Raw genomic sequence first — 22390 nt, 5'->3', positions numbered from 1 at the left:
GATGGAGCACCGGACAGGCCCCAGCGGATTTGCTGACATGTACGAAGCTGTTGAACCCGGCGAGGCCCGCGAGGACGAGGGCGGCGGGCGCCGCTACCAGCCACCGCCGGTCGAGATTCACCGCCGAGAAATTTTGCCGGATCTGGGAAAGGGTCGATTGCTTGCTGCTCCCGCCCCGAGAGCGCCTTCGGTTGGTCATGAGCCCGACTTCCAAGCTCCGCCCGTCTCGGACTTCGCATCTTCGTCGCGCCCATAGCCATAACCATAGCCGTAGCCGTAGCCGTAACCGGTGTGCTTCGATTTGAACTTGGTCAGAACGATGCCAAGCACCTTACCGCGCGCTTCGCGCAGGCGCTGCAGCGCGCTGCTGACCCCGCGCGCCGCGACGCGTTCGGATTCCACGACGTAAACGACACCCTCAACCGCGCGAGCAATCAATGTCGCGTCCGCGAGACCGAGCATGGGCGGCGCGTCGACGAGCACATGGTCATATTTCTTGCCCAACGATTCAACCAGCTTTTGCAGGCGGTCGCTCGAGAGCAATTCCGCCGCGCTTGGCGGCTGAGGACCTGCGGACAGGAAGTCGATGTTGGCGATCGGCGACCGCTGCATCAAATCTTCCCAATTATTGTCGCCGGCCAGATAGTTGCTGAGGCCCTGATTATTTACCAGGCCCAGATTATTGTGCATCGCCGGCCGGCGCATGTCGCTGTCGACCAGAACAACCTTGCGGCCGAGGCGCGAGAGGACGAGTGCCAAGGCCATGCCCGTCGTCGATTTTCCTTCGGCCTCGACCGTGCTGGTGACCATGAAGGATCGCGGCACGCCATGATCGGTCGCGAACGCCAGATTCGAGCCAACGGTAAAATAGGCCTCGTATATCGAGGACTTCGGATCGCCGAGCTCGACATAGTGATCGCCACTTTCCGACACCGGCGTGGTGCCCAGAAGCGAGGCGTCGAACAGGGCCGCGACCTTGCTCGGGTCGATCACCGTTTCGTCGAGATTCTCAAGGACCAGCACAACACCGAGGCCGATGCCGAGGCCCATGAACGTGGCGAGTATGAGGTTCAGCAAAAGATTAGGCGACGAAGGTTTCACCGGCAGTTCGGCGGCATCGACGATCGACACATTGTTCGCGCCAACACCGGCGACGCCAATTTCCTTATAGCGCTGAAGGAGGCCATTATAGAGTTCGCGATTGGTATCGACATCGCGCTGATAGATGTTGAACTGGATCAACGCGCGTTCCTGCGTGTTGAGCTTGCCCAACCGCGCATCCACGCGAGCACGAAGCCCCTGCTCGCGCGCCACTGCCGCGTCATAGGTCGCCTGGACAGCCGAAACCGCGCGCCGCTCTTCGCGAGCGATGCTGGCGTCGAGTGCCGTCAGTTCTTCTCGCAGCGATTTCGCAGGCGGATAATCGGGTTCGAAGCGGGCGAGCATGCCCGCCAATTCGGCAGCCACTTCCGCGCGCTTTGACCGCTGGTTGTTGATCGACAGATTGTTGAGCGAGCCTTCGCTGACGCCGCGCGCGCGGGACGCATTCAGCTGCCCCTCGGCCGCCACGCGATCGGCGGTAGCCATCGCGAGTGCGGCGTTTACCGATTGCAGGTCGACCGAAGCCAAGGTCTGCATGCCCGGGCTGCTGCCGGTCTTGCCGGTGCCCGACGTTTCGAGACGCACGATATTATTTGCCGCAGCATAGCGGACGAGTTCGCGCTCCGACGTCTCCAGCCGTGTTCTGAGCTCGTCCAGCCGGCGTTCGAGGAACTCGCGCGCATCGGTGGTCGAGGCAAAGCGACGGTCGAGATTGCTCTGAATAAACTGACGAACCCACGCGTCGGCGATACGCCGCGACAGCGCGGGATCGCCGCTTGTGTAGCTGATATCGAACAAGGACGAACCACGGACAGGTTCTGCCGAGACATGTTTGAGCAGCGTATCGACGACAAGCCGCTGGCGCCGCTGGGCGCTGGTCAGCGAAGCGCCCGCCGGCGTAGCGCCGACACCCTCGGCCGCAGCGTCGGGGTCAACACCATGCGCGATGAAAAACGCGTCGTTGCGCGAGAGGTTGAGCTGTCGACTGACGCGTTCCGCCAACGAACGCGCGGTCAACAGCGCGTTCTGCGTCGCATAAAATTCCAGGTCGCGGCCCGCGTCTTCGGGCTGCACGCCTTCAACCGACGTAATATTTGCCTGCTCGCGAGCAACCTCGATCCGCGCCCTGGCGGTATATTGCGGATCGGCGAGCAGCGTCAGGATCAGCCCGGCCGCTACGGTGGTCGCAACCACCGTAATGATCAACAGACGCCGATTCCAGATGACGTTCCAATATTGGCGCAGCATCGGAATTGCGGAGCCGGCAACGCCACCGCTGGCGGGAGCGCCGCCCACGGGATTAATCAGCGTCATTGAATTCATGGAAATAACCTATTGGATTATCGGCGCTGGATGAGCGCGACGACAGGACTGACAAGCAGAGTGCCCGCCTGGACGATTTGCTGGAACATGCGGCGCCCACGGGACTCGCCCACGACCACGATATCGCCGGGAAAGACTTCGGGATCAGCATAGGCACCGCGCCGGATGGCGCCCAGATCATACATCGCGACCATCTGGTCGGCACCCACGGTCCGGAAAATAACCACATCGCTCAGCTTGGCAAATTCGCCCGTGCCCTCGGCGCGCGCCACGGACTGCATGAGCGTCACCCTGCCGACAATCGGCTGGGGGCCAGGCTTGCCGACTTGTCCATCAATCGTGACGAATCGGCTCCGCGCCTCGTTCAAGTTCACCGTGACCAGCGGATCACGGATGTATCGCTGCCGGAGACGCTGGGTCAGGCTTTCGGCGAATTGTTCCGCGGTCTGATTGCTGGCATTCAGCGTGCCCGCGAGCGGGACAGCGACATTGCCAGCCCCGTCCAGCGAAAATTTTCGCTCTTTCAACTCGTCGATACCGACGACGTCGACAAGGATTTCGTCCGATGGGCCCAACAGATAAGGCCGGACGTCGCCGCTGATGTCGATGCCGTTCGGCGGCGGCAGTTGCTTCGCATCGACGACCTGCAGACCTTCGCCGTTCGCGCCACCGAGCGCTTTCGTGCCGGCACAACCCGACAACAATGCCAGGCCGAGCGCGCCCGACATGATTTTCACCCCGAAAGAGCGCCGAATCATGCCTTGGAACCTTCCTCTAAATTGTCGACTTCATTGCGCCGACGGGAGTTTGCTGCGGCGCGGTCGCCATACCCGGGGGCGCGAAATGCGTCTAGTGCAAATACAATGAAACCCGTTGCAATCGCAGCGAGAGCGGCCAGCGACGGAGTACGCAAAGGATAGTCGAACACGCTGCCGACACCGAGCATGACGAGGATCGCGATCCCCGCATATCCCAGACGCAGCCGCTCGACGGCAGCCGATTGCTGCTTGGACAACAGCGCACGGAGTGACCACAACCTGATGGCCGCGACCAGCAGCATGATCAGCGCGACGGCTATCAGCGCGATGCCGAACAGGCCATATTCGAAGAATATTTCGAGGAAGTCGTTATGCGCGTGGTTGAGATAGTTTTCGGACAGGAGCTCCGCGGGTTCTATGACCTTGTATGCGTTGGCGAACGATCCCGTTCCCCACCCGAAAGGAAAGGCGTCGAGCCCCATTTTCCATATATGGGGCAGCGCCGCGAACCGGGGATCGTCATCGACATTTTCGTTCAGGAGGCGATCGATCGTTGTCTGTCGCCTCGACAATGCGAGAAGGAAGATCACCAACGTTGCAACCCCCGCCATGATGGCAGCAATCAGCCCCCCGACCTGCCGCGCCCCGCGCGCCTTCACGCCGCTGTCCGGCCGGCGATATATCAAAGCCGCGAAGACCAGTCCCATCGCTCCGACCAACAAGCCTGCGCGTGATTCGGTGATCAGGATGGTCGGCAACAAGGTTACGGCGCCGGCAATGGCGACGAGGCCATAGGCGCGCTGCTGCTGCATCGTCCCCTTCAGGCCCGAAGCCCATACGGCGAGCAACGGAAAACCGCACGCGAGGAACATCGCATTATGGTTGCGATTGGCGAACAGTCCCGTCGCGGACTCCCAATTGGTGATGCGATAAAGATAGAAACCATTGCTGGGGCCACCGATGATCTGCAGGACGCCCAGGAAGGCGCTTGCGAACACGATAATGCAGAGCAGCTTCAGCAATCGCCCGCCGATTTGCTCGCCGCTGGCCGCCATCAATATCAGCACGGCGGCGGGAACAGCCATCGAAAACAAACTGTTCCATCCGGCAAATGCGTCGACGGTCAGAGGCTGCCAGCTCTCTTTGATCCCGGTCACTTGAAAGATCTCGGCAATGAGGCCGCGGCCCGGAAGCGATGACCATAGAGCCGGGGGCAGCGGAACCAGATGGAGGAGCACCAAAAGTGCCGAAGCGCCGCCGAGCCACCATATCGGCTTGAAAGGTTTCGCCTGCTCCTTCGTCAACGTCATAAGGCCGGCGACCAGAGCGATAAATGCAAGCGGCCTCAGCAACAGCAGAGAGGTCACGTCCGGCCGCGCTCCGCCACCCAGCAGAAAGGTCAGGGCGACGAAGGACAGCAGGATGAGGCCACTGGCAGCCCCGGACAGAGTGCGTCGGCGCGGATCGAAGTCGTTCCGAGCGAATGCGCGAGCCATTACCTAAATTCTCCTGATAGATTCAATTTGCGACTTGCCGGCCGGCACCGGCCCTTTGGCGCATTTGACGGAATGCATCGCTGGGCTGGTATCCCGGGACGATCTTTTCGACAACCGCAACCGCCGCGACAACGTCCCCTTCGGCCAAGGCATCCTGAAGCGCCATAAGATACCCCTCAAGTTCGCGCCATGGGATCATCGCCTCTTCGGCCGAATATATCCTGGAATGCGCCGTAGGCCGCGCGGTGCTGTCGATCAGCAACTCTTCGAACAGCTTTTCGCCCGGACGCAGCCCCGTTTCGACAATCTCGATATCGCCGTCGGGATTTTCCTCGCTCCTGACAGTCAGCCCCGACAGGCGGATCATCGTCTCGGCGAGCGCGGCGATCCGAACGGCCTCGCCCATTTCCAGCAGAAACACTTCGCCGGACCTTGCCATGGCGCCCGCCTGAATCACCAACTGCGCGGCTTCGGGAATGGTCATGAAATACCGCGTGATCGAACGGTGCGTCACGGTGACCGGTCCGCCATTTTCGATCTGACGCCGGAAATGCGGGACCACCGAGCCGCTCGAACCCAGCACGTTGCCAAAACGCACCATCGTGAAAATCGTCCGATCGGGTTCGGTTGCCATCGCCTGCAATATCAATTCGCAAATTCGCTTGGTGGCTCCCATGATGTTGGTCGGGCGCACGGCCTTGTCGGTACTGACCAGGACGAAGCGTTCGACGCCGCAAGCACGGGCGGCCTTCGCCGTCGCCAGCGTTCCCAGAACATTGTTGCGGGCAGCGGAAAGCGGATTCGCTTCCAGCATCGGAACATGTTTGTAGGCGGCGGCATGGAACAATGTGTCGGGGCGATACTGGGCGAGGACGCGTCCGATCGAAGCTTCATCAGAGCAATTGCAAAGTTCCACGCGCAGGTCGATGGACCGGCCCTCGGGCTCGATCTCCAGCCCGCCAGCGATGATCTGTTGCTCGATCGCAAAAAGCGCCGATTCCGACACGTCCAGCAATATCAGCTGCCGCGGCCGCATTTTCCGGACCTGACGGACAAGCTCCGCGCCGATGGATCCACCCGCGCCGGTGATAAGGACGACTTTTCCGGCGATCGAAGAGCCGAGAAGATGCAGGTCGGGCGCGACCGGCTCGCGGCCGAGCAGGTCCTCGACGCGAACCTCGTGCACATCCTTGAGCGAGACCTGACCGCTAAGGACGCTGGTCATGTCAGGAACGGTGCGCACACGCACCGACTGGCGTTCAAGCATGCTCACGATCTCTGCCCGGCGGGCGCGGTTCACGCGTGGCAGCGCCAATATGACCTCATCGACCGCGTCATTGCGAAGGACATTGGCCAGATTTTCGGGACTCCAGACCGTGACGCCGTCGACGCGGCGGCCCTGCATATGGACATTATCGTCGAAAAATCCTGCGAGCCGCATTTCGGGATGCGAGCGCATCGACAAGGCCAGCTCCTGCCCCGACTTGCCGGCGCCATAGATGAATACGGTGCGTTGACGACCACGCCGGACCCGCGAGGGCAGCAGATCGGATATGATCACGCGCATGATCGCGCGGCTCGAAATCACAGCAGCCGTAAATATGACGACATAAATGATCGAAGCAGTCCGCGGGATGCCCACAACGCCCAGCGCGACGACCGCCACGACGAGAACCACGCTGTGAACAAAGGATGCTGCGACGATATCGCGCACCGTACGCACCCCGGCATAGCGGATAATCTGGCGATAAATGCCAAATATCTGCGCGGCAACCAACCAAGCGGAAATGGCGAGCCCGAAGAAGATCGCGACCGGGACGAAGGAGATTTCCCACGTTCCCAACCGGAGCCAGAAGGACAATATTGCCGACAGGGCGGCGATTACAATATCAAGCAGGACCAGCGTAGCCCGCTTAATTGCGCCATTGGCCAAAATCAGGCGCCGCAACTGGACAACGAAATACTGCATGGCGCTGTCGAAACTATCCTAGGCACGTATCCCGGAACGGGAATCAGAAACTCGGCTTGACCATTTTATTAGGCAAGCCGCACCGGATTGCCGCATTCGTCCGGCGCGCGCAACTACGGTTATCCCCGTTCGATGGCAATCCACAAATGCCGCATGGCCGCATCAGCTCGCCGCAACACGAGATTTGCTGCCAACGTCGACGCGTCGGCGGTGTATGATTTCGCCCGCTATCTGCCCCGCGGCGGCGATCGGCACCGGCTGGACGGAAAATTGCAGCTGAATTTGTTAACCAGCTTAAAAGGCGCACGTTTTACATAAGTGGGGAGGGTTGCGTTCCGCGGCCGTTGCGGCTGCAATGCCGCATCACCAGCGAGGGGATCGATTCAGATGGCGGCTATCCTTGTCACCGGGGCAGCCGGCTTCATCGGAATGAGCGTGGCCGAACGGCTTTTGGCCCGCGGCGATACGGTCATCGGGATCGACAATCTCAATGATTATTACAGCGTTGCGCTGAAAAAGAGCCGATTGAACCTCCTCAGTCAGCGATATGGCGCACACTTCCGCTTTCACGAGATCGATTTCGCGGCAATGGCCGATCTGGAAAATGCGCTGCAGGGGCAGACGTTCGACGGCATCGTGCATTTGGGGGCGCAAGCCGGGGTGCGTTTTTCAATCGAAAACCCGCATATCTATATGCAATCCAACATGGTCGGGCACCTCAACATGCTCGAAATTGCGCGGCACCGGTCGACGGGCCATTTCGTTTATGCATCAAGCTCGTCGGTCTATGGCGCCAACAAGTCGATGCCCTTCAGCGTCGGCGACCGCGTCGATCATCCGGTCTCGCTCTATGCCGCGACCAAGAAAGCCGACGAGATGATGAGCGAGGTTTATGCGCATCTCTATCGGTTGCCGCAGACCGGTTTGCGATTCTTTACAGTCTATGGCCCGTGGGGGCGCCCCGACATGGCGATGTGGTTGTTTACCGATCGCATCCTGTCGGGACGGCCGATCGATATTTTCAACGAAGGCGATATGAAGCGGGACTTCACCTATATCGACGATATCGTCACCGGCGTCGTCGCCTGCCTCGACAATCCGCCGGTCGATGACGGGCTGGAGAAGGCCGGCGGAAGCATCAGTCCGCACCACATCTACAATATCGGCAACCATAAGGCGGAGCCGCTGATGCGGCTGGTCGAACTGCTCGAAGACGCCTGCGGCCGGAAAGCCGAACGCCGCTTCCTTCCGATGCAGGCGGGCGACGTCAAGGAAACCTATGCCGATATCGCTGCCATACAGAAGGATCTCGGCTATCAGCCGTCGACCAGCATCGACGTCGGCATACCGCGATTTGTATCCTGGTATAAAGCGTATCACGGGATCGGCTGAACGCCGCCCCTGACCGGGCCTTTGTAGGTCAGGCCGCTTCGGCCAGCCCGTCGGTCTTGAGATAGCGGCGCTCGGTTCCTTCGAGGACAATCGCCGTCAGCACCCCCGATCGATAGGCGCCGGTGTCGATGCCGATCCGGTTCGGCCATTCGTCCACATCGCTGCGGATGGTATGGCCATGCACGACCATCACGCCGTGATCGCGCACATCCTCGAGGAAGTCGTCGCGAATCCAGCGCAAGTCCGACAGGGTTTGTTTCTGAAGCGGAACGCCGGGGCGAATGCCCGCATGGACAAAGACATAGTCGCCAATTTCAATGACGTCTTCGCCCTTCCCCAGAAATTCAACATGTTCTTGGGGAACCATCTTGCCGAACCGGTCGGCGACATAGTCGAAGCTCGCATCGCTCAGTTCAACCTCGTCGCGCCAATAGCTCTGCACCGTCGCTTCGCCGCCGATACGCATGAAATAGCGCAGACGCCGAACATCGCCGCCAAGTGCCGCGAGGAAACATTCCTCATGGTTGCCGATGAGCAGCCGGGTATCCGGGAAATCGCCGCGCAATCCGATCGCGCGTTCGACAACGGCGGCCGATTGCGGGCCACGGTCGACCAGATCGCCGAGCAGGACAATGGTGATTTGGGCAGAGGGCCGCGCGGCGACATCGGCGCGAATCTTGTCGATCAGTTCGGCAAAAAGGTCGTCACGCCCGTGGATATCGCCGATGGCGTACACACGCCGGCCGCTCGGCACAGCGAAACCGCTGCGCACGGTGTCTGCCGGCTGGCTCTTACGCTTCCAGAACATTCGAAAACCGATCCAACTTCCAACTATGGGGTGGCGCCGTTCAGAAACGGCGAACCCGAAAATGATAGCAGCCCCTAGCGGCGCATTGCTTTGGTGACAACATACGCGCCGACCTTCGAAGCGTTGCAGCGCGCCATCATATCCTGTTTTCTTCCCCTTCCATCGCGGTTTAAGGGTGTCGCAAGCTTTGACGCTTAATCGCCCTTCAGGCGGTGTTTGATGACGTCACGATGCGGGAGTCCTTGAAAATGAAAGTAATGACGGTCTTCGGCACCCGTCCGGAAGCCATCAAGATGTTCCCGGTCGTCCATGCTTTACAGGCCCACAGCGGGATCGACGCCCGCGTTTGCGTCACCGCTCAGCATCGCGAAATGCTGGACCAGGTGTTGGATATCGCGCGCATCATACCCGATATCGACCTTGACGTCATGCAGGCCAATCAAACGCTCGACGGACTCCTCGCCCGACTCGTCGTGGGCCTCGGTGAGACGTTCGACGCCGAAAAACCCGATCGCATCCTTGTCCACGGCGATACATTGACGACGATGGCTGCAACGCTCGCAGCCTATTTTCGCAAGATTCCGGTCGGCCATGTCGAAGCGGGCCTGCGCAGCGGCAACATCTATCACCCCTGGCCCGAGGAGGTGAACCGCAAGGTCGCCGGCGCGGTAGCCGACCTGCATTTCGCCCCGACCGAAACCGCGGCGACGGCACTCCGCAGCGAGAATGTCCCGGCCGAGCGGATCCACATCACCGGCAACACCGTAATCGACGCGCTGCTCGCGACAAAGGCGCGGATCGACGAAGAACCGTCGCTTGCCGCCGGTCTCGATCCCCTGATCGGCCGCTTTGCCGGCAAAAGGATCATCACCGTCACGTCGCACCGCCGCGAGAATTTCGGCGACGGCATGAAAGCCATCGCCGAAGCTATCTCTGCAATCGCGGCGCGCGACGATGTCGCGGTCGTCTTTCCGGTCCATCCGAACCCGCATGTCCGCGGTGCGATGGAGCCGATCCTGGGCAGTCATTCCAACGTGGCGTTGATCGATCCGCTCGACTATCCGCATTTCGTCCGCCTGCTCGCGACGTCGGAACTGGTGCTGACCGACAGCGGCGGGGTGCAGGAAGAGGCGCCATCGCTCGGCAAGCCGGTGCTCGTCATGCGCGAGACGACCGAGCGTCCCGAAGGGATCGAAGCGGGCACGGCCCGCCTCGTCGGAACCGACAAAGCGCGCATTGTTTCCGAAATTTTCAAGCTTTTGGACGACAAGGACGCCTATACAGCCATGGCGCGTGCCCATAATCCGTTCGGTGACGGCACGGCGGCAAAACAGATTGCGGAGATTGTTGCGCGTGCCGATTGATACGGAACAGAAGGTCACGGTCCTCGGGCTCGGCTATATCGGCCTGCCCACGGCGGCGCTGATCGCGCGCTCGGGTTGCAAGGTCACCGGCGTCGATGTCAGCCAGACGGTGGTCGACACGATCAACAGCGGCCGGGTCCATATCGAGGAAGTCGATCTCGACGGCCTCGTCCAGGGCGTCGTGTCGCGCGGTGCGCTGGTTGCTTCGATCGAGGTCGCCCCGGCCGACACGTTCGTCATCGCCGTGCCGACGCCGCACGACGACGAGCACCGCCCGGACATCAGCCACGTGCTGTCAGCGGCACGCGCGATCGCGCCGAAGCTTGACGCGGGCAACCTCGTCATCCTCGAATCGACGTCGCCCGTCGGCACGACCGAAAAAGTCGCGGAACTGATCGCCGAGCTGCGACCCGACCTGAAGGTTCCGGGCGCGTGCAACGGCGCGGCCGACATCTTTGTCGCCTATTGCCCCGAGCGCGTGCTTCCGGGCCGCATCCTCGTCGAGCTGGTCGACAATGATCGCTGCATCGGCGGCGTCACGCCGCGCTGCGCGCGCCGCGCGATGACCTTTTACCGCCAGTTCGTGCGCGGCGCCTGCGTCACAACCTCGGCGCGCGCCGCTGAAATGGTGAAGCTGGTCGAAAACAGTTATCGCGACGTCAACATCGCCTTTGCCAACGAGCTGTCGATGATCGCCGAGCAGATGGGTGTCGATGTATGGGAGGTGATCCGCCTCGCCAACCGCCATCCGCGCGTCAACATCCTCCAGCCCGGCCCCGGCGTCGGCGGTCATTGCATCGCGGTCGACCCCTGGTTCCTCGTCCATGGGGCGCCCGACCACAGCCGGCTGATCCGCACCGCGCGCGAGGTGAACCTGGCCAAGACCGCGCACGTCATCGGCGCCGCCGAAATGCTGGTGTCGCAGCATCCAGAGGCGCGCGTCGCCTGCCTCGGCCTCGCTTTCAAGCCCAATATCGACGATTTCCGCGAAAGCCCCGCAGTCGAGGTCGCCGCCGCGCTGGCGCGCCGCTTTGGCAAGCAGATCGAGATCGTCGAGCCCTACGCCCGCAGCCTGCCAATGGAGTTTGCCGGAACCGGCGCGTCATTGACCGACCTCGATACCGCTCTTGCCACGTGCGACCTGCTCATCGTTCTGGTGGATCACGACCTGTTCAAATCGATCCCGCTTGAAGAGCGCGGGGACAAAATCGTCTATGACACGCGCGGCCTGTGGCTCGACCAGCCAAAGGCCGGAGAAGGCGGCCATTTTAATCGGGCGGCCTGACTCCGCCGACTTGACGATCGAACCGCGGGGCGACATGAACCGCGCATGTTCACACGTCTTCAAACACTTGTCGTGGAAAAACCCTGGGGGCGCACGGATATTCCCAGCGATTTCGGTGACTTCGGTGATCGCCGTATCGGCGAAATATGGTTTGCGCATCCCGAGGGCGATGACGCGCAGATCATGGTCAAATTCCTCTTCACGTCCGAACGCCTGTCGATCCAGGTTCACCCCGACGACGAGGCCGCGCAAGCGGCGGGCTATCCGCGCGGCAAGGAAGAGTGCTGGCTGGTGCTCGACGCGAAACCGGACGCCGAGCTCGGGGTCGGGCTGATCGCGGAAACGACGCGCGAAGCCCTTCATGGCGCAGCGCTCGACGGCACGATCGTGGACATGATCGATTGGCGCCGCGCACGGGCCGACGATTTCGTTTATAACCAGGCGGGCACGATTCATGCGATCGGCGCCGGGCTGACAGTCGTCGAAGTGCAACAGAATGTCGATTGCACCTATCGCCTCTATGATTATGGCCGCCCGCGCGAACTGCACTTCGAAGCGGGGCTCGCGGTATCGGAAACGGCGCCGCGCCCCGATCCGCGCGACGGGCGTGTCGCGGCGAACGACAACCGCCTGCTCGTCGACGGGCCGCATTTTCGCCTGCTCCACCTGTCGGGGCCCGACGCCGCGGGGCTGTTGCCGCAGCATGACGCCGACTTCACCCTCACCCCTCTGTCGCAGGGATGCAGCATATCGGGCGAAGAGGTGAAACTCGGCGAATGCGTCGCGACCGACCGCGCCGACCGCATTGCGCTTGCCCCGGGGGCACGCGCGCTGCTGTGCTGGCCTGCCTGACACCCCCTGAAAATCGAGACAATAGATGATCATCCCAGTCATATTATCGGGGGGTTCGGGCACGCGGCTCTGGCCCGTTTCGACCAATAGCGCGCCGAAACAGTTCCAGCCGCTGACGGGCAAGGGCAGCATGTTCCTGCAAACGCTCGACCGCGCGGTCGACCGGCGCCGCTTCGCCGCGCCGATGATCGTCTGCGGCCCGGCGCACGTCGCGCATGTCGAGGCAGATCTGCTGGCGGCGGGTGTCACCGACGCACGCATCGTCGTCGAGCCTGCCGCGCGCAACACCGCCCCAGCGATCGCGCTTGCCGCGTGCGCGGCGCTTGCCGAAGATCCCGACGCGACGATCCTCGTCATGCCCGCCGATCATGTCATGACCGACGTACCCGCGTTCCTGCGCGCCATCGAGGCCGCGATGCCGGCCGTCGAGGCGGGCGCGCTCGCGACCTTCGGCATTGCGCCGTCGCATCCCGAAACCGGTTATGGCTACATCGCCGCAGGTGCCCCGCTCCCCGCGACACCGGGTATCTACGAGGTCCGGCGCTTTGTCGAAAAGCCGCCGCGCGACAAGGCAGAGGCAATGCTTGCCGAGGGCGGCCACTATTGGAATGCCGGTATCTTTTTGATGCGTTCCGACCGCTTCCTGGCCGAACTCGAAAGACAGCAGCCCGCGATCGCGGCGTCCTGCTCGGCAGCGATGACGAAGGCGCGGCAGGACGGCGCCCGCGTCCATCCCGCATCCGATGCCTTTCTTTCCAGCCCGTCGGATTCGATCGATTATGCGGTGATGGAGGGCGCCGAACAGGTGGTCGTCGCCCCGGTCGATCCCGGCTGGTCCGACGTCGGCGGCTGGGCGGCACTGCACGAGCTGGGCGAAAAGGATGAAAGCGGCAATGTTCGCATCGGCGACGTCATCGCGATCGACGCCGCGGATAATTACCTTCGCGCGTGCGAAGGAAAGCGCGTGGCCGTCGTCGGCGTTTCCGACATCATTGTCGTCACGCACGGCGACGATATCCTGATCATTCCGCGCGACCGCGCGCAGGAGGTCAAGGCGATCGTCGAATATCTGGCAGCCAACCCCTCGCGCTAAAAGGGGCGGCCGCCCCTCCCCTTGCAGCGCGCGGGCCCATCGCCCATATCCCGCCGCATGAGTAATCCCCATGCGCACAGTGCCGCGCCCTGGCACGGAACCACCATCCTTTCCGCCCGCAGCGCCGACAAGGTCGTCATCATCGGCGACGGTCAGGTGTCGATGGGCCAGACGGTGATGAAGCCGAACGCCCGCAAGGTGCGCCGCCTCCACGACGGCAGCGTCATCGGCGGCTTTGCCGGCGCGACCGCCGATGCCTTCACGCTGTTCGAACGCCTCGAAGCCAAGCTCGAGCGCCACAACGGCCAGCTGCTCCGCGCCGCGGTCGAACTCGCCAAGGACTGGCGCACCGACAAATATCTGCGCAACCTCGAGGCGATGATGATCGTCGCCGACAAGGAAGTGACGCTGGTCATCACCGGCAACGGCGACGTGCTTGAACCCCAGGGCGGAATCGCGGCGATCGGATCGGGCGGCAATTTCGCGCTCTCGGCGGCGCGCGCGCTCGTCGACTATGAAAAGGATCCCGCGGTGCTCGTCCGCAAGGCGATGGAGGTCGCCGCCGACATCTGCGTCTACACCAACGACCAGTTCACCCAAGAAATCATCGAAATCCAGGCATAATCGAAATGAACAAAGACCTGACTCCCAAGGCCATTGTGGCCGCGCTCGACACGCACATCATCGGCCAGGACGCCGCGAAACGCGCGGTCGCGGTGGCGCTGCGCAATCGTTGGCGCCGCCAACAGCTTTCGGCCGACCTGCGCGATGAGGTGAGCCCCAAGAATATCCTGATGATCGGCCCCACGGGCTGCGGCAAGACCGAGATATCGCGCCGGCTGGCGAAGCTCGCCGACGCGCCGTTCATCAAGGTCGAGGCGACCAAATTCACCGAGGTCGGTTATGTCGGCCGCGACGTCGAACAGATCGCGCGCGACCTTGTCGAGGAAGCGGTGCGGCTGGAGAAGGATCGCCGCCGCGAGGCGGTGCGCGCCGCCGCCGAAGAGGCGGCAATGGAGCGATTGCTCGACGCCCTCACCGGCAAGGGCGCCAGCGAGGCGACGCGCCAGAGTTTCCGCCAGCGCATCCGCGAAGGGCATCTCGACGAGAGCGAGGTCGAGATCGAGGTCTCCGATGCCCCCGGCATGCCGTTCGAATTGCCTGGCCAGCCGGGACAGATGAGCATGATCAACCTGTCGGACATGCTCGGCAAGGCGATGGGCGGCCTGCCCAAGAAGCGCCGCAAGCTGAAGGTGATCGAAGCCGCGACGCGCCTTATCGAAGAGGAACAGGACAAGCGTCTCGACCAGGACGACGTCGCGCGGATCGCGCTCGCCGATGCCGAGGCGAACGGCATCGTCTTCCTCGACGAAATCGACAAGATCGCCGTCAGCGACGTACGCGGCGGTTCGGTGAGCCGCGAGGGCGTCCAGCGCGACCTGCTGCCGCTGATCGAAGGCACCACCGTCGCGACCAAATATGGTCCGATGAAGACCGACCATATCCTCTTCATCGCCTCGGGCGCTTTTCATGTGGCCAAGCCGAGCGACCTGCTGCCCGAACTCCAGGGGCGCCTGCCGATCCGCGTCGAACTCGGCGCGCTGACCGAGGAGGATTTCGTGCGCATCCTCAGCGAGACGAAAGCCGGCCTGCCCGAACAATATGTCGCGCTGCTCGGCACCGAAGGCGTGACACTGACCTTCACGGACGATGCCATCGCGCGCGTCGCGAAGCTCGCGGCCGAGGTCAACGAGAAGGTCGAAAATATCGGTGCGCGCCGCCTGCAGACGATCATGGAGCGGCTGGTCGAGGAAATCAGCTTCACCGCCGAGGATGTCGGCGGCACGACGCTCGAGATCGACGCCGCCTATGTCGAACGCCAGCTTGCGGAGATCGTCGGCGACACCGACCTCAGCAAATATGTGCTCTGACGTGCTGTTTTTCGGACGGAACTAGATCGGCTTTCTTTTCAGCCGGTCGATTGCCGAACTTCATTTGACTTTGCCGCGCGGTCAATGCGATGACTGCGCGGCACGATCGACATGGGTTGCGAACGGTCGGCACCGGAGACAGCAATGGCAGAAGAAGAGGTCGCCACCCAAGGCGAACTGGCGATTACGCGCACGGGCGATCGGCTGCGCCTCGCGCGCGAAGCGGCAGGGCTTTCGCTCGCCGATGTCGCAACGCGGACGCGCATCACCCAGCGTCACTTGGCGGCGATAGAAAAGTCCGATTTCTCGGAACTTCCGGGCCGTACTTATGTCACTGGCTTCGCACGCGCCTATGCCCGCGCCGTCGACCTTCCCGAAGCCGAGATCGGCGCCGCAATTCGCCACGAGCTCGAAGAAGACGCCTATGGCTCGCGTCCGCTGTACGAAGCCTATGAGCCGACCGATCCGGCACGCCTGCCCACCGCGCGGCTGACCTGGACGCTGGTCATCGTCACGCTGCTGCTGGCGTCGGCGTACGGCGTATGGCGTTTCCTGTCGGTCGAGCCCGACGAAGCACTGATCGCCGCGCAGAATCGCGCCGCCGATGCGTCGGAAGCACCGCAGAGCGATGCTGCGACAACCCCGGCGACCAAGGCCGCAACCGGGCAGTCCGCCGTCGCCGCGAATGCTCCGGTCGTGCTGACGGGCGTTTCGGAAGTCTGGATCGGCTTCGACGACGCAAAGGGCAAGACCGAGAATTGGCGCACGCTCGACGCCGGCGAAACCTATCAAGTTCCGCCCGAATATATCGAACAGTTCACGCTGCGCACGAGCATCCCGCAGGCGCTCAAGGTCACCGTCGGTGGCCGCGACATCGGCCCGATCGGCCCCGCCGATACGCTGGTCAAGAATGTCTCGCTGAAGCCCGCGGATCTGGTAGCGCGCGCCGAAGGCAATGGCGCCGCGGCTCCGGCGGCGGGACCACGCCCCAAGGGCTGAACCGCCGATCATTCGGGCCGGCTCGAGCGGCAGTGCACCGAAATGGGTTTGCGCTGCCGTGCTTTGCCGCGTTATGAGCAACGAAATGGTTAATTAGTGGGGACCTAACGGCAGATGATGATGCGTCAGATCACTTTCCTGGGAGCGGCAACAATTGCGCTCGTCGCGGCGATGCCCGTGGCGGCGCAGGACAATGGCGTCGTCAAGCGGGTCGAACGGCTCGAAAAGGAAATGCGCGCGGTGCAGCGGTCGGTTTTCCCCGGCGGCAGCCCGACCTTCTTTGAGGGCGAGATTGCTCCCGACAACACCCCCGGAGAGCGCGCGCGCACCAACGCCCCGGTGATCGACCTGACCGCGCGCGTCGATGCGCTCGAATCGCAGCTACAGGCATTGACCGGCCAGACCGAACAAAATGCCTTCCATCTCCGCGAACTCGAAAAGCAGTTCACCGCGTACAAGGCCGAAATGGACAAGCGCTTCGCCGATCCGGCGGCGGTGTCGGCGCCGACCGCGACGCCCGCCGGCCTCGCCCCGACGGTGAAGCCGCCGGCAGCGACGACCACGGTCGCGGCAACCCCGGTGAAGAAACCCGCCGACAAGCCGGCGGCCAAGCCCGCGACTACCGACGCCGCGCGGCTCGCGCTCGTCAAGAAGGTCGAGGTTCCCGCAAGCGGCAACGAAACCAAGGACGCGTACGACTATGGCTATCGCCTGTGGGAAGCGAAGCTCTATCCCGAAGCGCAGGCGCAGCTGAAGACCGTCGTTACCAAATGGCCAAAGAGCAGCCAAGCGAGCTTTGCGCAGAATTTGCTCGGCCGCTCCTATCTCGACGAAGGCAAGCCGAGCCTCGCCGCGGTCGCTTTTTACAATAATTACAAAGATCGCCCGAGCGGCGCGCGCGCGCCGCACAGCCTGATGTATATGGGCGTCGCGCTCGACAAGCTCGGGCGGAAGGCCGACGCCTGCAAGGCGTTCCGCGAACTCGACGAAGTCTATGGCGACAAGGCGCCGCAGGATGTCCGGACCGATGCTGCCGCCGCAAAAACAAAAGCAGGTTGCTGACCGCGACGCCGCGGACCGGCTGGCCGGCGATCTCGCCGCGCTCGTCGGATCCGACTGGCACCGCCTCCATTATGGCATCGCCGTTTCGGGCGGGCCCGACAGCATGGCGCTGCTCTGGCTGATGGCGTCCTTGCTGCCCGGACAGGTCTGGGCAGCGACGGTCGACCATGGCCTGCGCAAGGGCTCGGACGATGAGGCGCGCATGGTCGCGGGCTTTTGCAAGCGCGAGCATATCCCGCATTCGACGCTGCGCCCGCCAACGCCGATCAAGGGATCGCAGCAAGCCGCAGCGCGCACCGAACGCTACCGCCTGCTCGAACAATGGCGCGAAGCCAAGGAACTCAAGCATATCGTGACGGCGCACCATGCCGACGATCAGCTCGAGACGATCGTCATGCGGCTCAACCGCAGCAGCGGCGTCGGCGGGCTCGCCGCGATCCGCGCGCGCAACGGCGCCATCCTGCGCCCGCTGCTGCACTGGCGGCGCAGCGAACTCGTCCATCTGGCGCTCGAAAACGACCTGCCCTTCGTCGACGATCCGTCGAACAGCGACGATCGCTTCGACCGGGCGCGGCTGCGCCATGCCCTTCAATCGCAGACCGCGCTCGACCCCGCCGCCGCCGCCAAATCGGCGGCATGGCTTGCCGAAGCCGACGAGGCGCTCGACTGGGCGGTCGAGCGGCTGATCGCATCCTGGCCCGATGCGTCGGACATCGCGGTGATCCGCGACGATGGCTATCCGCCCGAGATGTTTCGCCGCATCGTCGCGCAGCGGCTGCGCGCCAACGCGCCGCAACTCGTGCTGCGCGGTGCCTCGCTCGACGGCGTGATCGCCGCGATGCACGAAGGGCGGCGAGCGATGGTCGGCGCGCTCTTGATCGACGCGGTGCGCGGCCTCGAAGGGACGATCTGGCGTATTTCCGCGGCGCCGCGCCGGAAAGCAGCGAAAAAGGGCTGATTGCCTCATTGTCATTTAACCCGATTATCCTATCTTGTGCGGATAGGAGCGCAGTACCGCGCCGTTGAGGAACGAATCCGAATGCAGGACGACAAGGAACCGCAGGGCAACCCCTGGATGAAGAGTGTGATGATCTGGAGCGGCATTCTGCTTGCGATGCTCCTCGTCGCCTCGATGTTCGGCGGCGCTTCGCAGCCTGTCGGCAATCCGCTTGCCTATTCCGAGTTCCGGCAAAAGGTCGAGGAAGGCGCCGTCAAGGACGTCGTGCTATCCGAGGACAAGGTGACGGGCACGCTGTCGAACGGCGATCGTTTCAGCGCCAACGTCGTGCGCGATCCCGAACTGCTCAAGATGCTCAACGACAATGGCGTCAAATATGACGGCAAGGCGACCGAAGCACCGAATTTCTGGATGTATATGCTCGTCCAGTCGCTGCCCTTCCTCCTCATCCTCGGCATCGCTTTCTTCGTCTTCCGCCAGGTCCAGAAGAACAACGGCTCGGGCGCGATGGGCTTCGGCAAATCGCGCGCCAAGATGCTGACCGAAAAGCAGGGCAAGGTGACCTTCGACGACGTCGCGGGCATCGATGAAGCACGCGAAGAGCTCGAAGAAATCGTCGAGTTCCTGCGCGATCCGACCAAATTCTCGAAACTCGGCGGCCAGATTCCGAAGGGCGCGTTGCTCGTCGGCTCGCCCGGCACCGGCAAGACTTTGCTCGCCCGCGCGATCGCGGGTGAAGCGGGCGTTCCCTTCTTCACCATTTCGGGTTCGGACTTCGTCGAAATGTTCGTCGGTGTCGGCGCCAGCCGCGTCCGTGACATGTTCGAACAGGCGAAGCGCAATGCGCCGTGCATCGTCTTCATCGACGAAATCGACGCGGTCGGCCGCCATCGCGGCGCCGGCCTCGGCAACGGCAACGACGAGCGCGAACAGACGCTGAACCAGCTGCTCGTCGAGATGGACGGTTTCGAAGCGAACGAAGGCATCATCATCGTCGCGGCAACCAACCGCCCCGACGTGCTCGACCCCGCGCTGCTGCGTCCGGGCCGTTTCGACCGACAGGTCGTTGTGCCGCGCCCCGATATCGAGGGCCGCCAGAAGATCCTTGAGGTCCACACGCGCAAGAAGCCGCTTGCACCCGACGTCGACCTCCGCCGCGTCGCGCGCGGAACGCCGGGCTTCTCGGGCGCCGATCTGGCCAATCTTTGCAACGAAGCCGCGCTGCTTGCCGCGCGCAAGGGCAAGCGCCTGATCGCGAACGACGAGTTCGAAGAGGCGAAGGACAAGGTCATGATGGGCGCCGAGCGCCGCTCGATGGTGATGACCGAGGACGAGAAGAAGTCGACCGCGTACCACGAGGCCGGCCACGCGCTCGTCTCGCTGCACGTCGATGGCTGCGACCCCCTCCACAAGGTCACGATCATCCCGCGCGGCCGCGCACTTGGCGTGACGTGGAACCTGCCCGAACGCGATCGCTATTCGACCAATATGAAGCAGATGAAGGCGCGCCTCGCGCTCTGCTTCGGCGGCCGCATCGCCGAACAGCTGATCTACGGCAAGGACGAGCTCAACACCGGCGCGTCGAACGACATCCAGCAGGCGACCGACATGGCGCGCTCGATGGTCATGGAATATGGCATGTCCGAAAAGCTCGGCTGGCTGCGCTATCGCGACAATCAGGACGAGGTGTTCCTCGGCCACAGCGTGTCGCGCGCGCAGAATATGTCGGAAGAAACCGCCAAGCTGATCGACGCCGAGGTCCGCCGCCTCGTCGAGGAAGGCGAAAAGGTCGCGCGCAAGGTGCTGACCGACAATATCGACGAGCTTCACCTGCTCGCCGGTGCGCTGCTCGAATATGAGACGCTGTCGGGCGAGGAATCGAAGCGCGCGATCAAGGGCGAAGACATTGGCCGCGAAGACGAAGCGGGCAAGCGCGGCACTCCGGTGTCGGGCCATGCCGGCGGCATCCCGCAGATCAAGCGCAAGCCGCGCCCCTTCGGCGACGCCAACCCCCAGGGCGCCTAGGCTCTTCGATTCAGGGACTATTCATTGGCTGGGGGCAAGCTGCGGCATATGACCAATTGGAAATATGCGCGCATCTTGCCTCCCCTTCTCGCCGCCCCCTTCCTCTGTGCGATGGCGCCGGGCGACATGAGCGTCGCGGCATTCCTCGCGCGCGCGACGTCGCTCGAACGGCTCGGTCCGCTCGCGCTCGCGACCCCGCAAGGAAACCAGCTCAAGAGCGAAGTGGTCGCCGCGGGCAAACGCTATAAGGCGCGCATCGATGCCGAACGCCGCGCCGGTCGCAAGACGACGAGCTGCCCCCCGGAATCGGGGAGCCTGACCCCCGATCAATGGCTTTCGCACCTCCGCAGCTATCCCGTCACCGCACGCAAGTCGGTCAGCGTCTATTCGGCGTTCGATGCGCTGATGAAGAAACGCTATCCCTGTCCCGTTTGATGCGTCAAAGGTGCGACCCGGACCAAAGGAGACGGCGATGATCGGCAAAGCGTGGAATGCCCTGGCCATGGCGGCCCTTTTTGCGGCGGGCGCCCCGCCGGCGGCGGCACAGGGAACCGGTTCGTTGACAAGCAAGATCGAACTCGAAAAATCGACCGCATCGTCGGACGGCCAACCGCCGAAAAAAACCTATGTTGCACCCGATGTGGTCGTCCCGGGCGACCGCGTCCGCGTCGCGCTCACCTTCACGAACAACGGCGCCGCCCCCGCGGCAGGGCTCAATCTGGTCAATCCGATCCCCGACGGCCTGATGTTCGACGACACCGCCGATACGGCGGGTTTCGGCGTTTCGACAGACGGCGGCAAGACGTTCGGCGCACTCGCGGCGCTGACGGTGCCCGTCGATGGCGCAGCACCCCGCCGCGCGACCGCAGCCGATGTGACGCATGTCCGCTGGCTGTGGCCCGACGCGATCGCCCCGGGGCAAAGCCGCTCGGTCGCCTTTTTCGGCCGGGTTCGGTGACCCGCTAAATGACCATTTATTGCGATGAATCGGGCGGCCTCAACGCCGGCGCGATGACCTTTTCGGCGGTGATGCTGACCCCCAAGGCCGCGGCCGACATCCACGCACGCTTTCGCAGCGTGACCGGGCTGCGCGGCGAGCTGAAAGGCAGCCGGATCAGTATCGTCGAGCGTGCCTATCTGCTCGAGCTTTTCGATCGCGCCGGCGGCCGCGCCTGGGTGGCCGTCGCCGAGCGCGACAAGCTCGCGCAAAACCCGGGCGGCACGCTGCCCAGCGACCTCGCGCTCTATGGCGCCTTGCTCAACAGCGCGGTTGGCCACTGGCTGCCCGAAACCGGCGGGGTCTGTACCGACGTCGTGATCGACGACGGACGCTATGATCCGAAGATCCTTTCGCATGTACGCGAAGAGATACAGGCGGGGCTCGGCCAATGGGGCCGTGCGTCGCTCGCCGACAGCAAACGCAGCGACGGGGTCCAGATCGCCGACGTGATCGCGAACAGCCTGTTCAATATCACGGTCGGTTCGCCGCGCGCCTATCGCATCCAGCGGATCATCGAACCCATGCTGGCGTCAAAGGCCATCCGCATTGCCGAGTTGACCGAGGTCGACTGACACAAAAAGGGCCGCAGTTTCCTGCGGCCCCCTTGGTGATCGGATTATACAGCGCTTATTCGAAGTCGCTGCCACCACCCGCGGGGCTGCGCGGCGGCGCAGCGGCGGTCAGGCGAAGCGCTTCGGCCGAGCGGCTGATCGAGCTGATTTCATCGGGCGTATCGTCATCGTCGACGACGACCTTCTGCATCGAACCGACCAGCGTTTCCTTGAGGTCCTTCGGACGCACGGTCTGTTCGGCGATCTCGCGCAGCGCGACGACCGGGTTCTTGTCGCGGTCGCGGTCGACGGTCAGCTCCGAACCACCCGAAATCTCACGCGCGCGATGCGCGGAGAGCAGGACCAGGTCGAAACGGTTGGGAACTTTGTCGACGCAATCCTCGACGGTAACGCGGGCCATAT

The 22390-nt window shown here is 63.2% G+C and carries 21 protein-coding genes; 15 read left to right on the top strand and 6 right to left on the bottom strand.

The genetic code is table 11. From position 1 onward, the window contains the following. Positions 1-195 precede the first annotated feature (195 nt). The 4 genes from ATE70_RS12870 to ATE70_RS12855 are packed head-to-tail and all read right to left on the bottom strand — an operon-like array spanning position 196 to position 6647. Complete coding sequence (locus tag ATE70_RS12870) at positions 196-2415, bottom strand: GumC family protein (protein ID WP_058801219.1); 2220 nt, start codon at positions 2413-2415, stop codon at positions 196-198. A 26-nt stretch (positions 2416-2441) separates the two neighbouring features. Next, complete coding sequence (locus tag ATE70_RS12865) at positions 2442-3182, bottom strand: polysaccharide biosynthesis/export family protein (RefSeq protein WP_058538311.1); 741 nt, start codon at positions 3180-3182, stop codon at positions 2442-2444. Next, positions 3179-4678 carry an O-antigen ligase family protein gene (locus tag ATE70_RS12860; protein WP_058538310.1) on the bottom strand — a complete coding sequence of 500 codons (1500 nt, stop codon included), beginning with the start codon at positions 4676-4678 and terminating at the stop codon, positions 3179-3181. The genes ATE70_RS12865 and ATE70_RS12860 overlap by 4 nt, the downstream gene beginning before the upstream one ends. 22 nt (positions 4679-4700) lie before the next feature. Then, a complete protein-coding gene (locus ATE70_RS12855) occupies positions 4701-6647 on the bottom strand; it encodes a polysaccharide biosynthesis protein (RefSeq protein ID WP_058538309.1) in 1947 nt (648 codons plus the stop codon). A gap of 153 nt (positions 6648-6800) precedes the next feature. Here ATE70_RS12855 and ATE70_RS24865 point away from each other — a divergent pair, with 153 nt between their 5' ends. Then, entirely contained in the window at positions 6801-6965 is a 165-nt protein-coding gene (locus ATE70_RS24865) for a hypothetical protein (RefSeq protein WP_156420166.1), read from the top strand. 69 nt (positions 6966-7034) lie between these two features. After that, positions 7035-8039: an NAD-dependent epimerase/dehydratase family protein gene (locus ATE70_RS12850; protein WP_058538308.1), complete on the top strand. Its 1005-nt coding sequence runs from the start codon at positions 7035-7037 to the stop codon at positions 8037-8039. Positions 8040-8067: 28 nt separating this feature from the next. Here ATE70_RS12850 and ATE70_RS12845 read toward each other — a convergent pair whose 3' ends face one another. Beyond that, a complete protein-coding gene (locus tag ATE70_RS12845; protein WP_058538307.1) occupies positions 8068-8847 on the bottom strand; it encodes a metallophosphoesterase in 780 nt (259 codons plus the stop codon). A gap of 248 nt (positions 8848-9095) precedes the next feature. Between ATE70_RS12845 and wecB the strand changes: the two genes are divergently transcribed. The 13 genes from wecB to ATE70_RS12780 all read left to right on the top strand — a co-directional run bounded on the left by wecB (position 9096) and on the right by ATE70_RS12780 (position 21988). Further along, positions 9096-10211: a non-hydrolyzing UDP-N-acetylglucosamine 2-epimerase gene (wecB, locus tag ATE70_RS12840; protein WP_058538306.1), complete on the top strand. Its 1116-nt coding sequence runs from the start codon at positions 9096-9098 to the stop codon at positions 10209-10211. Then, positions 10201-11496, top strand: coding sequence for a UDP-N-acetyl-D-mannosamine dehydrogenase (gene wecC / locus ATE70_RS12835; RefSeq protein ID WP_058538594.1), 1296 nt, complete (start codon positions 10201-10203; stop codon positions 11494-11496). Before wecB ends, wecC begins: the two co-directional genes overlap by 11 nt. Positions 11497-11541: 45 nt before the next feature. Continuing rightward, positions 11542-12348, top strand: a complete 807-nt coding sequence (locus ATE70_RS12830) for a class I mannose-6-phosphate isomerase (RefSeq protein WP_058538305.1) — start codon at positions 11542-11544, stop codon at positions 12346-12348. Between the two features lie 25 nt (positions 12349-12373). Continuing rightward, positions 12374-13441, top strand: coding sequence for a mannose-1-phosphate guanylyltransferase/mannose-6-phosphate isomerase (locus ATE70_RS12825; protein ID WP_058538304.1), 1068 nt, complete (start codon positions 12374-12376; stop codon positions 13439-13441). A gap of 57 nt (positions 13442-13498) precedes the next feature. Next, positions 13499-14065 carry an ATP-dependent protease subunit HslV gene (gene hslV, locus ATE70_RS12820; protein ID WP_058538303.1) on the top strand — a complete coding sequence of 189 codons (567 nt, stop codon included), beginning with the start codon at positions 13499-13501 and terminating at the stop codon, positions 14063-14065. A gap of 5 nt (positions 14066-14070) precedes the next feature. After that, a complete protein-coding gene (hslU, locus tag ATE70_RS12815) occupies positions 14071-15372 on the top strand; it encodes an ATP-dependent protease ATPase subunit HslU (RefSeq protein WP_058538302.1) in 1302 nt (433 codons plus the stop codon). A 144-nt stretch (positions 15373-15516) separates the two neighbouring features. Next, entirely contained in the window at positions 15517-16371 is an 855-nt protein-coding gene (locus ATE70_RS12810; protein WP_058538301.1) for a helix-turn-helix domain-containing protein, read from the top strand. A 114-nt stretch (positions 16372-16485) separates the two neighbouring features. Next, positions 16486-17433: a tetratricopeptide repeat protein gene (locus ATE70_RS12805; protein WP_058538300.1), complete on the top strand. Its 948-nt coding sequence runs from the start codon at positions 16486-16488 to the stop codon at positions 17431-17433. Then, positions 17387-18391: a tRNA lysidine(34) synthetase TilS gene (tilS, locus tag ATE70_RS12800; protein ID WP_082639875.1), complete on the top strand. Its 1005-nt coding sequence runs from the start codon at positions 17387-17389 to the stop codon at positions 18389-18391. Before ATE70_RS12805 ends, tilS begins: the two co-directional genes overlap by 47 nt. An 81-nt stretch (positions 18392-18472) precedes the next feature. Further along, the gene (gene ftsH, locus ATE70_RS12795; RefSeq protein ID WP_058538299.1) at positions 18473-20416 is read left to right on the top strand and encodes an ATP-dependent zinc metalloprotease FtsH; all 1944 of its coding nucleotides are present in this window, start codon (positions 18473-18475) and stop codon (positions 20414-20416) included. 48 nt (positions 20417-20464) lie between these two features. Further along, on the top strand, positions 20465-20851 hold the full coding sequence (locus ATE70_RS12790; RefSeq protein ID WP_156419616.1) for a hypothetical protein: 387 nt from the start codon (positions 20465-20467) through the stop codon (positions 20849-20851). 37 nt (positions 20852-20888) lie between these two features. Beyond that, the gene (locus ATE70_RS12785) at positions 20889-21374 is read left to right on the top strand and encodes a DUF11 domain-containing protein (RefSeq protein ID WP_058538298.1); all 486 of its coding nucleotides are present in this window, start codon (positions 20889-20891) and stop codon (positions 21372-21374) included. An 8-nt stretch (positions 21375-21382) separates the two neighbouring features. Next, positions 21383-21988 (top strand): DUF3800 domain-containing protein, encoded by a 606-nt coding sequence (locus ATE70_RS12780; protein WP_058538297.1) that lies wholly within the window; start codon positions 21383-21385, stop codon positions 21986-21988. Between the two features lie 55 nt (positions 21989-22043). On the opposite strand, the gene rpoZ is transcribed toward ATE70_RS12780, so the two are convergent. Continuing rightward, complete coding sequence (gene rpoZ, locus ATE70_RS12775; protein ID WP_037515032.1) at positions 22044-22388, bottom strand: DNA-directed RNA polymerase subunit omega; 345 nt, start codon at positions 22386-22388, stop codon at positions 22044-22046. Positions 22389-22390 lie beyond the last annotated feature (2 nt).

The organism is Sphingopyxis sp. H053 (assembly GCF_001468225.1).
Taxonomy (GTDB): domain Bacteria; phylum Pseudomonadota; class Alphaproteobacteria; order Sphingomonadales; family Sphingomonadaceae; genus Sphingopyxis.
The sequence above is the reverse complement of the archived record's forward strand: the minus strand, read 5'-3'. Positions and strand labels throughout refer to the sequence as shown.

Excerpts from the sequence above, each read along its gene's own strand:
- ATE70_RS12870 (WP_058801219.1), bottom strand. The coding sequence starts at position 2,415 with ATGACGCTGATTAATCCCGTGGGCGGCGCTCCCGCCAGCGGTGGCGTT.
- ATE70_RS12865 (WP_058538311.1), bottom strand. The coding sequence starts at position 3,182 with ATGATTCGGCGCTCTTTCGGGGTGAAAATCATGTCGGGCGCGCTCGGC.
- ATE70_RS12860 (WP_058538310.1), bottom strand. The coding sequence starts at position 4,678 with ATGGCTCGCGCATTCGCTCGGAACGACTTCGATCCGCGCCGACGCACT.
- ATE70_RS12855 (WP_058538309.1), bottom strand. The coding sequence starts at position 6,647 with ATGCAGTATTTCGTTGTCCAGTTGCGGCGCCTGATTTTGGCCAATGGC.
- ATE70_RS24865 (WP_156420166.1), top strand. The coding sequence starts at position 6,801 with ATGGCCGCATCAGCTCGCCGCAACACGAGATTTGCTGCCAACGTCGAC.
- ATE70_RS12850 (WP_058538308.1), top strand. The coding sequence starts at position 7,035 with ATGGCGGCTATCCTTGTCACCGGGGCAGCCGGCTTCATCGGAATGAGC.
- ATE70_RS12845 (WP_058538307.1), bottom strand. The coding sequence starts at position 8,847 with ATGTTCTGGAAGCGTAAGAGCCAGCCGGCAGACACCGTGCGCAGCGGT.
- wecB (WP_058538306.1), top strand. The coding sequence starts at position 9,096 with ATGAAAGTAATGACGGTCTTCGGCACCCGTCCGGAAGCCATCAAGATG.
- ATE70_RS12830 (WP_058538305.1), top strand. The coding sequence starts at position 11,542 with ATGTTCACACGTCTTCAAACACTTGTCGTGGAAAAACCCTGGGGGCGC.
- ATE70_RS12825 (WP_058538304.1), top strand. The coding sequence starts at position 12,374 with ATGATCATCCCAGTCATATTATCGGGGGGTTCGGGCACGCGGCTCTGG.
- hslV (WP_058538303.1), top strand. The coding sequence starts at position 13,499 with ATGAGTAATCCCCATGCGCACAGTGCCGCGCCCTGGCACGGAACCACC.
- hslU (WP_058538302.1), top strand. The coding sequence starts at position 14,071 with ATGAACAAAGACCTGACTCCCAAGGCCATTGTGGCCGCGCTCGACACG.
- ATE70_RS12810 (WP_058538301.1), top strand. The coding sequence starts at position 15,517 with ATGGCAGAAGAAGAGGTCGCCACCCAAGGCGAACTGGCGATTACGCGC.
- ATE70_RS12805 (WP_058538300.1), top strand. The coding sequence starts at position 16,486 with ATGATGATGCGTCAGATCACTTTCCTGGGAGCGGCAACAATTGCGCTC.
- tilS (WP_082639875.1), top strand. The coding sequence starts at position 17,387 with ATGTCCGGACCGATGCTGCCGCCGCAAAAACAAAAGCAGGTTGCTGAC.
- ftsH (WP_058538299.1), top strand. The coding sequence starts at position 18,473 with ATGCAGGACGACAAGGAACCGCAGGGCAACCCCTGGATGAAGAGTGTG.
- ATE70_RS12790 (WP_156419616.1), top strand. The coding sequence starts at position 20,465 with ATGACCAATTGGAAATATGCGCGCATCTTGCCTCCCCTTCTCGCCGCC.
- ATE70_RS12785 (WP_058538298.1), top strand. The coding sequence starts at position 20,889 with ATGATCGGCAAAGCGTGGAATGCCCTGGCCATGGCGGCCCTTTTTGCG.
- ATE70_RS12780 (WP_058538297.1), top strand. The coding sequence starts at position 21,383 with ATGACCATTTATTGCGATGAATCGGGCGGCCTCAACGCCGGCGCGATG.
- rpoZ (WP_037515032.1), bottom strand. The coding sequence starts at position 22,388 with ATGGCCCGCGTTACCGTCGAGGATTGCGTCGACAAAGTTCCCAACCGT.